We start from the raw sequence: 12,110 nt of genomic DNA, 5'->3' as shown, positions 1-12,110 counted from the left end.
GGCGTCCTCGACCACACAGAGAGAACACAGAGAGTAGAGACAGTGTGTGGCGGTCGCGTCGGCAACCGCCGTCAGAAGCACGTTCCCGCGGTCGCGCGGAACACCCTGGCCGGACCGCCGACCGTGGGGCGGATTCGCACCTCGGGGTCACACGCGGGCAACCACACCGATTCCCCTCGACGCAGTTCGACCTTCGTGCCGTCGTCGGAGACGAGCAGCAGCTCGCCCTCGGTGCAGAGCAGAATCTGCGGCGCGCCGCCGTCGAGCCTGACCTCACCGTGGTCGTCGGCTGCCCACTCCACGCGGGAGAGCTCGAATTCCGGCGCGTCGGTGCGGTACACCGCCATCCGTTCGTCCAGCAGCCCGTGTTCACCACAGAGGACGGGCATGTCGCCGCAGGCGAAATCGACCACCCTCAACAGTTCCGGGACATCCACGTGCTTGGGCGTCAGCCCGCCGCGCAGGATGTTGTCGGAGTTGGCGAGAATCTCCACGGCGGTGCCGTGGAGGTACAGGTGCAGATTCCCCGCAGGCAGGTAGAGAGCCTGACCCGCGCGGAGCGTGAGCCTGTTGAGCAGCAGTGCCGCGAGCACGCCCGCGTCGTGAGGGTGAGCCTCTCCCAGCTCAAGCACGGTGCGGCACTCGATGTCGAACTCGCCGTGTTCCTTGATGTGCCGCACACAGGCGTCGAGTACCTCGGGCAGCAGCTGGTCGAGAGCGGGCTGCGGCATGGTGATCAGAGTTGTGAACAACGCTCTGAGACCGCCGGGGTCGGGTTGCGCGGCCAGCAGCTCGCTGTACCTCGTGAGGCCCGGCGTGTCGATGGCTCTCAGCAGGCGCACGGTGCGCCGCGGATCACGGAACCCGGCGAGCGCGTGGAACTCCGTGAGTGCGCACACCAGCTCCGGCTTCGCCGTCGGATCGGGGTAGTTGCGGTTCGGCGCGTCCTTGGGGATCCCCGCGGCCTCCTCACGAGCCCAGCCTTCGGCTGCCTGCTCCGCCGAGGGGTGGGCCTGCATGGACAGCGGCTCCTCCACCGCGAGGATCTTGAGCAGGAACGGTAGCCTGCCGCCCCACCGGCCGGCGCAGTCCTCACCGAGCTGACCGAGCGGATCGCTCTCGACCAGCTCGAGCAGGCTCCGCTCCGTCCCGTCCTGGCTCACCACATGAGAGGGGTCCCCAGGGTGCGCGCCCATCCACAGCTCCGCCTCCGGGTGCGGCGCCGGCACCGGACGGCCCAACAGCTCCGGGATCGTGGTCCTGGAGCCCCAGGCGTAGGGCCGGACTGCGTTGCGCAGCAGTTCCACGGTCAACTCAACTCCTCGCCGGCCGTTCCACCGGCCTTCCTCGTGTGCTGGCCCTACGCGGTGGCGGGTGCAACGCGGCCAGCTCCCCCAATCGTTCCCGCCGCGAGGCCGAGGTAGAGCGCCGCGAGTTCGAACCGCAGCGCCAGCACGGCCGCACGGCCTGCCTCGTCGGCCACGATCTCGTCGGCGGGCGCCAGAACATCCGCCGACGGCAACAACTCCCCCACACGGCGACGGCCGCTGTCCGCCACCTGCCCTGTGACGACCGCGAGCAACACCACGCGCACCGGAGCGCCTTCCCTGTCCTCGGGATCGGCGAAGATCGTGTTCTCTGCCGAGACGTCCGTCGCCGCGCGCCGCAGCGCGGGACGTGACAGCGCCTGCCGGTAGTGCGCGACATCCGCGACGACGGCCGCATGAGCGGCAAGAGCGTGCGCGGCATGGCAGGCGACGCCGACCGCCGCCATGTCGAGGCCCCACAGGAGCGGCACGCGCTCCGCCAGCCGCAGTGCCAGCGCCTTGGCGGGATTGACGAAGGACTCGTGGCCGAGATGGCACCGTTCGGCCTCGTGATCGAGGCGATCGGCGAGCGACTCGATGTCGGCCACGGAAAGCCCGAGGGTGTTGGCCGTGAGAAGACCGGCTGTCAGCGCCCTCGGCAGAGCCAACTCTGCCGGTACGGGCACCCGTGGCGCGAGCACCAACCCGCGTCCCGCCACCGACGACGCCACCGGACCGTCCGGTGGCGCGGACAGCACCACACCAGCGCCGTAACGCGCGGCCCGTTCCAGCGACATCGCCAGTTCGTGGTCGTAAGGGTCGTCGGTGTGCGCGAACACCACGTCGAGCGCCCCGACCCAGCTCGGCACCACGTCGCTGACGACGACAGGCACCGGGCTCGCGGGCGCGATCAGGCCCTCCAGCAGCCTCGCCGCGGTGTGCCCGACCCCAGGACGCGACACCAGTACCAGTGAACGCGGCCTTCCGACGTCGAGCCGCTCGCTCAGTTCCAGCTCCGCCGCGGTCTCGGCGGTGGCCCTGACCTGGGCGCCCGCCATCGCGGCGGCGCGGAGCAGCCCGGCGCCGTCGGCGTCGGCCAACCGCGTCGGGTCGTCGAGCAGGCTGTCGTCAAGCGCCATCGGAACTGGTCTGGTCATCGGTCTCACGCTCGCCGTCGTCGGGAGGGGTCGCCTCGTCGAGCAGGAGAACGGGGATCCCGTCACGCACCGGGAAGACACGGCCGCACGACGTGCAGGTCAGCGCATCCGCTTCGGGGTCGCCCGGTGCGCCCGGCCTCAGCGGAGCGTGGTCCGGTGCGGGGCACGCGAGAATCTCCAACAGCTGCGCATCAAGCGTGACGGCCATGCTTCCTCTTTACCACTAGCGAGTTGTTCCGTGACGTCTTATGGACGTGACGGCTGCGATCTGTGATTCAGCCACGCACGATGGCGAGGACCTCATCGGTCAGCGCACGCATCGCGGCCTCGTCGGGCGCCTCGACGTTCAACCGGAGCAACGGCTCCGTATTGGACGCACGGAGATTGAACCAGCCGCCCTCGCCGAGGTCCACCGTGAGCCCGTCGAGTTCGTCGAGTTCGGCTCCGTCCCGTCCTCCGAACGCCTCGCGCACGGCGGCGAGCCTTCCTGCCTGGTCCTCCACCGTCGAGTTGATCTCGCCGGACGCGACATAGCGGCTGTACTCCGAGGTCAGCGCCGACAGCGGACCGTCCTGCTCGCCCAGCGCCGCGAGCACGTGCAGAGCCGCGAGCATGCCGGTGTCGGCGCGCCAGAAGTCGCGGAAGTAGTAGTGCGCCGAGTGCTCCCCACCGAAGATGGCGCCCGTCTCCGCCATCTGTTCCTTGATGAAGGAGTGTCCGACGCGGGTACGGACAGGTGTTCCCCCGTGCTCACGCACGATCTCGGGGACCGCCTTGGACGTGATGAGGTTGTGGATGATCGTGGCACCGGGTTCCTTCGCGAGCTCCCGCACCGCCACGAGAGCGGTGATGGCGCTCGGCGACACCGGGTCGCCGTTCTCATCGACCACGAAGCAGCGGTCGGCGTCGCCGTCGAACGCGAGCCCCAGGTCGGCGCCCACCTCCCTCACCTTCGCCTGCAGATCGACGATGTTGGCGGGGTCGAGCGGATTGGCCTCGTGATTCGGGAACGTGCCGTCGAGCTCGAAGTACATCGGCACGATCTCGATCGGGAGCCCCTCGAAAACGTGAGGGACGGTGAGTCCGCCCATCCCGTTGCCCGCGTCCACGACCACTGTCAGCGGCCTGCTGCCGCTGAGATCGACGAGACGGTGCAGGTGGGCGACGTAGTCGCCGAGCACGTCGCGCTCGGTGACCGTCCCCGGCTGGCCCGCGAACTCGGGCACCCCGTGTTCGACCGTGTCCTTGATCTCCGCGAGCCCGGACGCCTGGCCCACAGGCGCGGCTCCCGCCCTGCACAACTTGATGCCGTTGTACTGGGCCGGATTGTGGCTGGCTGTGAACATCGCACCGGGCATGTTGAGCGAGCCGGACGCGAAGTAGAGCTCATCCGTGCTGGCGAGGCCGATGGACACCACGTCGAGTCCCTGCGATGTCACACCCTCCGCGAAGGCTCTCGCCAGGCCCGGTGACGACTCCCGCATGTCGTGCCCGATCACCACCGACGGCGAGTCCGGCTTGATGAGCAACGCGAAGGCGGCACCGAAATCGGTGACCAGCTCCTCGGTCAGCTCCTCACCGACGACACCACGGATGTCGTAGGCCTTCACGATGGCCGACAGGTCTGACACGCCTCTCCCCGATCGTCTCCGATGTAGGCTTCGCAAGCCTCGATACCCGCGAGGAAGCCTACCGACACGTCCGGACGGTCAAGCGCGGCCGGGCAGTACCCGCAGGTGACCTCGCCGACCCTGGCCCGTTCGGGGTGGCTCTGGCTGGTCGGGAGGTCGAGCCTGCGGACGATCGGACCGGCCCGCCTCACGCACGGCCTCGGCCAGCGCGGTCAACTCGTCGCTGGACGGTTCAGGTGCAGCGAACTCACCCTCGTGGCGGACGACCTCCCAGCCCTTGGGCGCCGTGAGCCGCAGGGCGTGAGCCTCGCAGAGGTCGTACGAGTGGGGCTCCGACGCCGTGGCCAGCGGACCCACCACCGCCGTGGAGTCGCTGTAGGCGTAGGTCAGCGTCGCGACAGCGGGCTCGAGGCAACCCGTCCGCGAACACTTTCGCACGCTCCGCACAGTTGGTCACCATATCCTGTGCGCGCGCCCCTGTGCCCCCGACACACCGAGAATCTCGCCGCCCACAGCGGCGTAGGCTTCCCATCGTGGCTATGGCGAAGGGCTCGCGACAGCGTCAGCGGTTCCGCCGCGACCGGCATGGTCGCGGCCTGCGCGGACCGCTGTTCCCGTCTACGCTGCCTGCCGCGTCGAGCCGCGCGGAGAAGTTCGACGCGCTCGTGCTCGACGCCCTCGAACCGATCGAGGCTCGGTGGCGCCACGACCTCACCGAGCTCGACGTCGCCGTGGACGAGGTTCCCGAGGTGCGAATGGAGATCCCGTCAACGCAGGTGGACGGTGTATTGCTCGACGGGAGGGTTCCGCTGTCCCGGCTGGTCCCCGCAGGGGTGGACCGCGAAGGGCTGCCGACAAGGGCGAGGATCGTGCTGTACCGCCGCCCGCTCGAGGCGAGGGCGAAGGACCCAGCGGAGCTGTCGGAGCTGGTCCACGACGTCCTTGTGGAGCAGGTGGCCAACTACCTCGGAGTCGAACCCGACGTCATCGACGGCGGTTGAGCGCCGGTCGTCGGCTCACTCTGGTGCGCGGACCGCTCCGCCTGCGATCACGCCGCCGTCCCGTTCCTTACTTTCTTTGTCCGCACCGTTGTCGCCGCCCCTAGCGCCTTCGGCATCGTCCTCCCGCAGGCCATCGCCGGTGTCCTCGGTGCTCGTGTCGCTCTCACCGTCGCGGGGCGACCCGGTGTCGCGCGGCCTTGCGGCTCGACGGCGCAGCGACGGAAGCGCCGTCAGCACGGTGAACAGCACTGCCGCGAGCTGACCGAGTAACAGCAGATCGTGGCGGTCGCCGTCGAACCAGACGCGGACCTCGGCCTGCTCGGGTGGCACGGCCACCGCCACCTGACCTCCCCAGGCGAGCACGATCGGGGCCGCCGCGCCGTCCACCGTCGCACGCCACCCCGGCGCGTAGGCCGCTGACAACACCAGCAGTCGGCCTTCCGGTCCCTCCGACACGCGCACACCGACCTCGGGCGGCACGGCGGCCACCGCCACCGATGCCGGGGTGGTCAGCAGGCCCGCATCGGGTGTGAGGCCACTGACCGACCGGCGCGCCTGTTCCGAAGAGATCAAGGTGGCCGCTCCGACCTCGGGAGTCAGCCGCACCACCACACGCCCATCGGCTGCGCGCGGTGCCGGTTCGACGAGGTCTTGCGCGGCGGCCGACAACGCCCGGCCGTCGTCACCGTGCGGCAGGACCACGTACAGCACGCCCGAGGCCGCGGCCGACGTGACAGCCGAGGTGACCGCCTCGGGCTCCCCGGTGAGCAACTGCCGCTGCCAGAGCTGTACCCGTGACCTCATCGTGTCGGTGGCAGGCAGCGCGTCGTCGCCGAACCGTGCCTCACGCCCCGAGATCAGCCGGGGAGCGTCGCCGGAGTCGTCCGGATCGCCGAGTATCAGCAGGCCGCGCCCCGTCGCCTCGATCTCGGCGGCCAGCGGCGCCGTCGGCGAGATCGGCTCGTTCGACAGCGGTCCTCCCCGTCCCACGACGAGCCAGGAAACGCACAGCGCCAGCACGGCGGACGTCGAGCCGACCACGGCAACACGCCGCCATCGCCGTCCTGCGGGACGCGGTCCGCGGGCCCACGCGATCAGCACGATCGAGAGCAAACCCGCGCCGGCGAGCAGCAACGGAATCCCGGCGAATGCCGTCGCTGACGCACCACCACGGACCGGTCGCACGTGCGCCGCAGAACCGACCACCACGCTGAACGCCCCAAGCAGGACGAGCGCGACCGCGGGCACCATGCGCGAGGTCGGCCGCGCCATCACAGCCACGAAAGCCGCGAGCACCACGACGAACCCGGCCGGTGAGCCGCCCGGCCCCCCGGGGTCGAGCCCGAACAGTTCCACCAGCGTGGGGTCCTCGGTCGCCGGGCCATCGATTCCGTGCAGCACGAGCGCCGGATGAGCGGCGAGCACGGGTAGCCACGGCAGCAGCAGAACCGGAGGCGCCAACACCAGCACCGCCAGCGCACCGGCCCGCGTTCTCGGCCGGTCCCTTCGCGGCGAGGCGACAAACACGGCCGAGGCAACCGCCACCAGCAGCAGGTAGGTCAACGGCGAGAACGCCGCAGCGAACGCAAGACCGAGCGCGCACACAGCGCTCGTGCTCAACCAGCGTGGACCGACGGGCCCGCCGAGCAGCGCGAGCGTTCCCGCGATCAGGAGGGGCAGCAGGACATGTACCACCACGACGTCGAGTCGCCCCTGCGCGGCGGCCGCGGTGGCGGGAGGCAACATCCCGTATGCGGCCGCTGTCAGCGCCCTGCCCCAGCGTGGCACCGGCAGCGTGCGGGTCGCCGCGTACGCCGAGAGCGCCGCGAGAGGAACGCCCCCCAGCAGCAACACAGCCACGAGCGCGGACGGCCCGCCCACCGGCGCGAACGGTGCACCGAGGACGCCGAGGACAGCCAGTGCGGCCGGAGCACCGCCGGTGACGCCACCGGCCACACCGTGCCATGCGGCGAGGTACTCGCTCCACACCTCACCAAGATCACCGACCGGCAGCAACGCTCCGCCTGCGAACGAGAGCCCGAGCCGACCCCCATGCGTAGCCACGGCCAGGACGGTCAGAAGCACAGCCAGCAGCGCCGGTGGAAACCAGCGCGATCGCAGCGCGTGCATCACCCGGCTCCGACCGCGACGTCAGCTCTCGTGTCACACGGCCTCAATGGAGACACGCCGACCACGACGGCGTGCTCGACGTAACCGAGGGCATGGGCCAGAATGCTCGATGCCCCGGATCGTCGATCGGCGGGTTGACGCCCCCGTCCTTCAGGAAGGAGAACGGTGGCGAAAGGAAGCGCAGCACGAACCTGCGAGGGGACGATCGTGGACGGCAAGTGCCTCTCCGCGTGCGACGACGATCAAGGGCACTCACTCTAACGAGCAGCCACCGCCGAGGGTCACACAGCGCGCTTCTTCAACTTCCTCCGCTCCCGCTCGGAGAGACCACCCCAGATCCCGAACCGCTCGTCGTGGGCCAGCGCGTACTCAAGACAGTCGTCCTTCACCTCGCACACCTGGCAGATCCGCTTCGCCTCCCGGGTCGAGCCCCCCTTCTCCGGGAAGAACGCCTCCGGATCGGTCTGCGCGCACAGTGCGCGCTCCTGCCAATCCTGTTCCCCCGTCACGTCGAAGAGCTCGGTGAGCACACCCAGATCGTCCTCCGGGTGTCCACCCCACTCCATGACGTTCCCCCATCCCGTTTCAGTAGTGTCCAACCGCACGTCCGCCTCCTCGCTTTCACGCACTCCCTGGGCCGGCGGTACTGGATGCCCCGACTGCCCCCCTTTTAAGACAGCGGAATGACATCAATGTGATTACACCTGTGTAGTGCTGCCGGGTCAAGCGGAGTAGCAAGGTTGGGGGATACTTGTGGCGGCGTGCGCAAGGGGACACGCCGGAAAGACCTCGACCGGTTTCGACTGGTTCCACCGAAAGTTCACCGCCATCCGGTGGACGGAGAGGACATACCGAACCCGTGCAGCGCTCAGTCGTTCGTCCCAGCCTGCTCTTCTATGCGATCTTCGCCGTCACCGTCGCCGGAGGCGTGCTCACCGCCACCCTGACGTTCGACGACATCCTCGAGCGGCCGGTACTCGGCACGCTCGGCATGTTCCTGCTGGTCATCGGCGGGTGGGCCCTTTCGCTCACGCTGCACGAGTTCGGGCACGCGTTCGTCGCCTACAAGGGCGGAGACCACGGGGTAGCCGCCAAGGGCTACCTGTCGATGGACATCCGCCGCTACACCGACCCCGTCATGTCCCTCGTCCTGCCGTTGATCATCCTCGCGATCGGCGGCATCCCGCTGCCAGGCGGCGCGGTGTGGATCAACCGGGGAGCACTGCGGTCACGCACGGTGTCGTCGTGGGTCTCGTTGGCAGGCCCACTGAGCAACCTGGCACTCGGCGTCGCCCTCACCGCGATCGTCGCCACGATCTCCATGCCGCCGGGGCTGTTCGCCGGGCTCTCCTACCTCGCCTCTCTCCAGATATTGGCGTTCGTCATCAACATCCTGCCGGTGCCGGGCCTCGACGGCTTCGGGGCGATCGAGCCCTACCTGTCGCCGCAGGCGCGCGAGTTCGGCGCGAAGGCACGCCCGTGGGCTCCGCTCGTCCTGTTCGCGCTCGTTCTCGGTGTTCCCGCCGTCGGCGAGGCTCTGTGGTCACTCACCGACACCGTGTTCGCTGCGGTCGGCGGTGACTCGTTCGCCGCAGCCGTCGGTCAGTACGTCTTCATGTTCTGGCGCTGAGGGCAGCCGTCCGGCCCAGCGACCCACCGAGAGCTATCGCGGCAGGCAGCGCACCACCGGCGAACAGGAGCAGCGCGCGCCAGTCGATCAGGAGCACGTTGTCGCCGCCCGGCCCCGCGACACCCAGCACGAGCAGCGTCAGAAACCACACGAGGAGCGGGACGACGGCAAGCCTGCGCGATGCCAGTCGTTCCGCCGTCGTGACGAGCAGCGGCGTGGTGACGGCCGCCACGAGTGCGCTCAGCGGCAGCGGCGCGTCACCAGCATCCGGCAGCACAACGCCGTCGAGCCGCAACGGGAGGTAGAACAGCTCGAGCGTCGCCAGCAGCACGGCGTCCACGGAGAGCAGCACGATCACCGGCCAGGCCCTCGCGTGCCGCTGCCCAGGTGCCCTCAGCACGGCGGAAGGCCTCCGAGGAGATCGGTCTCCGCACCTTCGGAAGGTCCGTGGACGAGTACGAAGAACTCCGTGTGCGGCACCGGTTGCGCTATGCCGTTGGAGAGCGCGAAGCAATCCGGCCCCACGGTCACCTGTGTGCGGTGAGCCCGCAGCGCGGCGAACTTCGCCTTGCGGTGGGCGGCGATGTCCACCCGCGTCGTGATGTCGGCGTCCGGGGTCACGGGCAACTCCTCGTCGGAAGGCACCCGGAACGGCACCTTCTCGTCCCGCCTCAGGTCGGCCAGGCCTCGCGCTGTGGCCTCGGCCGACGACACCGTGTGAAAAAGGCGGCGAACTCCGCCCGCCAGCCGCACCGCGGCCGTGGTGATCTCGTGCGCACGGATGTGGTCGGGGTGGCCGTAGCCGCCAACGGCGTCGTACGTGACGACGACCTCGGGCCGTAGTTCCTCGAAGACGGAGAGAAGCTGGCCGACCTGCTCGTCGAAACAACCGCGGACGAACGCCCTCGGATGCTCGTTCGCCTGTGTCCCAGCCATTCCCGAGTCACGCCAGCGCCCCGCTCCGCCGAGGAAGCGGTGCTCCGCCCACCCCAGCGCCGCACCGGCCTCAGCCAGTTCCGCGATGCGGTAGCCGCCGAGCTGGTCTCCTGCCCACGAGCCGAGCTGGTCGAGTTCGGGCGGGATGATTTCCCCCTCCTCACCCAGCGTGCAGGTCACCACAGCAACGTGCGCGCCTTCGGAGGCGTAGCGGGCGATCGTGCCGCCCGTGGTGATGCTCTCGTCGTCGGGGTGTGCGTGAACGAACAGCACCCTGCGGCCATCTACCGATGTCACAACTTAAGATTAGTTCGTTCGTATAGTCCCCACACCGGCGCATCTGCACTATCCTCGCGCCGAGTCACAACCACACATCGCCGTGACACCCTAATCTCCCTCACGAAGGGCTTCTGGTGAGCGTAGAAGCAGTATCGCCGCAGTCGGCGGAATCGTCGCAATCCGTGCTGTCCATTTCGGATTTGAAGATCTCCTTCTCGACCGAGGACGGCGTCGTCGAAGCGGTCAAGGGAATCGGATTCGACGTCGCCCCCGGCGAGATTCTCGCGATCGTTGGGGAGTCGGGGTCCGGCAAGTCGGTCACGTCGATGTCGGTGCCTGGTCTCCTTCCGAAGTCGGCGAAGATCGCCGGTGCGCGCAAGCTCGGTGACGTCGATCTCGGCGGCATGTCGCCCAAGCAGTTGAGGAAGCACCGCGGCAGCGACGTCGCCATGATCTTCCAGGAGCCGATGACGGCTCTGAACCCGATGTACACCGTCGGCTGGCAGATCCGTGAGGCTCTGCGGGCTCACCAGGACATCTCCAAGCAGGCCGCGGACAAGCGGGCCATCGAACTGCTCGACATGGTGGGCATCCCCGAGCCCGCACGGCGTTTCAAGCAATACCCGCACCAGCTCTCTGGCGGTCTGCGGCAGCGCGTGGTCATCGCCATGGCGATCGCCTGCGATCCGAAGGTCATCATCGCCGACGAGCCCACAACGGCGCTCGACGTGACGGTGCAGGCCGAGATCCTCGCCCTGCTGCGGAAGTTGCGCGACACGCTCAACACCGCCATCGTCCTCATCACCCACGACATGGGCGTCGTCGCCGACCTCGCCGACCGCGTCGTGGTGATGTACCAGGGTGAGATCGTCGAGCAGGCTCCCGTCAGGGAGCTGTTCGCCAACCCGCAGCAGGACTACACCAAGCGACTGCTGGCTGCCGTACCCGTGCTCGGTCAGCGTCCGGAGGGTCAGCGTCTGCTCGACACTCCGAAAGCGAACGTCACGGAGAGCAAGACAGACGCCGCGCTGCGCAAGGCTCACGAGAAACTCCAGTCGCGGCTGGACGATTCGGCGCCCGCGCTGGCCATCAAGGATCTCGTGCTGGAGTACCCCGGCAAGGGCCGTCAGGGCAAGAACCGCGCGGTGGACAACGTGTCCCTGCACATCGACCGCGGCGAGATCCTCGGCCTCGTCGGCGAATCCGGCTCCGGTAAGTCCACGGTGGGCAGGTGCGCCATCCGGCTGCTCAAGCCCACGTCCGGCACGGTGACGATCGCCGGCACCGACATCACCACGATGTCGCACAAGGACCTGCGCCCGATGCGCATGTACTTCTCCATCGTCTTCCAGGACCCCGCGTCCACGCTGGACCCGAAGATGACGATCGGCGACTCGATCGCCGAACCGCTTGTGTTGCACAAGATCCTCACGGGCAAGGATCTGGACAACCGGGTCGCCGACCTGCTCGACAAGGTGCAGCTGTCAGGGCACTACCGCAACCGCTACCCGCACGAGCTTTCGGGCGGTCAGCGGCAGCGTGTGGCCATCGCCCGCGCTCTCGCACTCGACCCCAAGCTGCTCATCGCCGACGAGCCGACGTCGGCGCTGGACGTGTCGGTGCAGGCGAAGGTGCTGGACCTTTTCCTCGACCTCCAGCAGCACCTGCGCTTCGCGTGCCTGTTCATCAGCCACGACCTCGCCGTGGTCGATCTGCTGGCCGACCGCGTCGCGGTGATGCAGCACGGCAAGCTGGTCGAGGTCGGCACCCGTGAGCAGGTGCTGCACGACCCGCAGCAGGAATACACGAAGCGTTTGCTGTCCGCGGCTCCCGTGGCCGATCCGGAGTTGCAGGCCGAGCGCAGGCGCGCGTGGGAGGAAGGCAGGGTGGCTCCGGTCAAGGACTGACCGGAAAGCTCCTCACGAGCCCGTAGAGCCCGAAAGGGGCGGCACCGCACGGTGCCGCCCCTTTCCCGTGTCCGTACCGCCGTGTCCGCACTTCTCGCACGCGTGTCCGCAGTTCTCGTACGCGTGTCCGCA

The 12,110-nt window shown here is 68.8% G+C and carries 12 protein-coding genes; 3 read left to right on the top strand and 9 right to left on the bottom strand.

Going from position 1 to position 12,110, the window contains the following annotated elements:
• Positions 1-71 precede the first annotated feature (71 nt).
• The 5 genes from manA to SACXIDRAFT_RS14910 all read right to left on the bottom strand — a co-directional run bounded on the left by manA (position 72) and on the right by SACXIDRAFT_RS14910 (position 4,542).
• Positions 72-1,307 (bottom strand): mannose-6-phosphate isomerase, class I, encoded by a 1,236-nt coding sequence (manA, locus tag SACXIDRAFT_RS14930; protein WP_085978686.1) that lies wholly within the window; start codon positions 1,305-1,307, stop codon positions 72-74.
• Between the two features lie 53 nt (positions 1,308-1,360).
• Positions 1,361-2,446, bottom strand: a complete 1,086-nt coding sequence (locus tag SACXIDRAFT_RS14925; protein WP_040922200.1) for a hypothetical protein — start codon at positions 2,444-2,446, stop codon at positions 1,361-1,363.
• Positions 2,436-2,672, bottom strand: a complete 237-nt coding sequence (locus tag SACXIDRAFT_RS14920) for a Trm112 family protein (RefSeq protein WP_006239415.1) — start codon at positions 2,670-2,672, stop codon at positions 2,436-2,438. Before SACXIDRAFT_RS14920 ends, SACXIDRAFT_RS14925 begins: the two co-directional genes overlap by 11 nt.
• A gap of 67 nt (positions 2,673-2,739) precedes the next feature.
• A complete protein-coding gene (locus SACXIDRAFT_RS14915) occupies positions 2,740-4,095 on the bottom strand; it encodes a phosphomannomutase/phosphoglucomutase (RefSeq protein ID WP_006239414.1) in 1,356 nt (451 codons plus the stop codon).
• 78 nt (positions 4,096-4,173) lie between these two features.
• Positions 4,174-4,542: a DUF3499 domain-containing protein gene (locus SACXIDRAFT_RS14910; protein WP_006239413.1), complete on the bottom strand. Its 369-nt coding sequence runs from the start codon at positions 4,540-4,542 to the stop codon at positions 4,174-4,176.
• 92 nt (positions 4,543-4,634) lie between these two features.
• Here SACXIDRAFT_RS14910 and SACXIDRAFT_RS14905 point away from each other — a divergent pair, with 92 nt between their 5' ends.
• Positions 4,635-5,096 (top strand): metallopeptidase family protein, encoded by a 462-nt coding sequence (locus SACXIDRAFT_RS14905; protein WP_006239412.1) that lies wholly within the window; start codon positions 4,635-4,637, stop codon positions 5,094-5,096.
• Between the two features lie 15 nt (positions 5,097-5,111).
• On the opposite strand, the gene SACXIDRAFT_RS14900 is transcribed toward SACXIDRAFT_RS14905, so the two are convergent.
• A complete protein-coding gene (locus SACXIDRAFT_RS14900; RefSeq protein WP_006239411.1) occupies positions 5,112-7,226 on the bottom strand; it encodes a hypothetical protein in 2,115 nt (704 codons plus the stop codon).
• 281 nt (positions 7,227-7,507) lie between these two features.
• Positions 7,508-7,792, bottom strand: coding sequence for a WhiB family transcriptional regulator (locus SACXIDRAFT_RS14895; RefSeq protein ID WP_085978685.1), 285 nt, complete (start codon positions 7,790-7,792; stop codon positions 7,508-7,510).
• Between the two features lie 293 nt (positions 7,793-8,085).
• Between SACXIDRAFT_RS14895 and SACXIDRAFT_RS14890 the strand changes: the two genes are divergently transcribed.
• Entirely contained in the window at positions 8,086-8,856 is a 771-nt protein-coding gene (locus tag SACXIDRAFT_RS14890) for a site-2 protease family protein (protein WP_006239409.1), read from the top strand.
• On the opposite strand, the gene SACXIDRAFT_RS14885 is transcribed toward SACXIDRAFT_RS14890, so the two are convergent.
• The gene (locus SACXIDRAFT_RS14885; RefSeq protein WP_006239408.1) at positions 8,840-9,256 is read right to left on the bottom strand and encodes a hypothetical protein; all 417 of its coding nucleotides are present in this window, start codon (positions 9,254-9,256) and stop codon (positions 8,840-8,842) included. The genes SACXIDRAFT_RS14890 and SACXIDRAFT_RS14885 overlap by 17 nt on opposite strands.
• Positions 9,250-10,065: an N-acetyl-1-D-myo-inositol-2-amino-2-deoxy-alpha-D-glucopyranoside deacetylase gene (mshB, locus tag SACXIDRAFT_RS14880; RefSeq protein WP_006239407.1), complete on the bottom strand. Its 816-nt coding sequence runs from the start codon at positions 10,063-10,065 to the stop codon at positions 9,250-9,252. The genes SACXIDRAFT_RS14885 and mshB overlap by 7 nt, the downstream gene beginning before the upstream one ends.
• Positions 10,066-10,205: 140 nt before the next feature.
• Between mshB and SACXIDRAFT_RS14875 the strand changes: the two genes are divergently transcribed.
• The gene (locus SACXIDRAFT_RS14875; protein WP_006239406.1) at positions 10,206-11,978 is read left to right on the top strand and encodes an ABC transporter ATP-binding protein; all 1,773 of its coding nucleotides are present in this window, start codon (positions 10,206-10,208) and stop codon (positions 11,976-11,978) included.
• The last annotated feature ends 132 nt before the right edge of the window (positions 11,979-12,110 follow it).

The organism is Saccharomonospora xinjiangensis XJ-54, from assembly GCF_000258175.1.
In the GTDB taxonomy this organism is placed as follows: Bacteria; Actinomycetota; Actinomycetes; order Mycobacteriales; family Pseudonocardiaceae; genus Saccharomonospora; species Saccharomonospora xinjiangensis.
This window is presented reverse-complemented; position numbering and strand designations above follow the sequence as displayed.

What these genes read in the sequence shown, in the direction of transcription:
- SACXIDRAFT_RS14925 (WP_040922200.1), bottom strand. Translation starts at nt 2,446, where the DNA reads ATGGCGCTTGACGACAGCCTGCTCGACGACCCGACGCGGTTGGCCGAC.
- SACXIDRAFT_RS14920 (WP_006239415.1), bottom strand. Translation starts at nt 2,672, where the DNA reads ATGGCCGTCACGCTTGATGCGCAGCTGTTGGAGATTCTCGCGTGCCCC.
- SACXIDRAFT_RS14905 (WP_006239412.1), top strand. Translation starts at nt 4,635, where the DNA reads ATGGCGAAGGGCTCGCGACAGCGTCAGCGGTTCCGCCGCGACCGGCAT.
- SACXIDRAFT_RS14900 (WP_006239411.1), bottom strand. Translation starts at nt 7,226, where the DNA reads ATGCACGCGCTGCGATCGCGCTGGTTTCCACCGGCGCTGCTGGCTGTG.
- SACXIDRAFT_RS14895 (WP_085978685.1), bottom strand. Translation starts at nt 7,792, where the DNA reads ATGGAGTGGGGTGGACACCCGGAGGACGATCTGGGTGTGCTCACCGAG.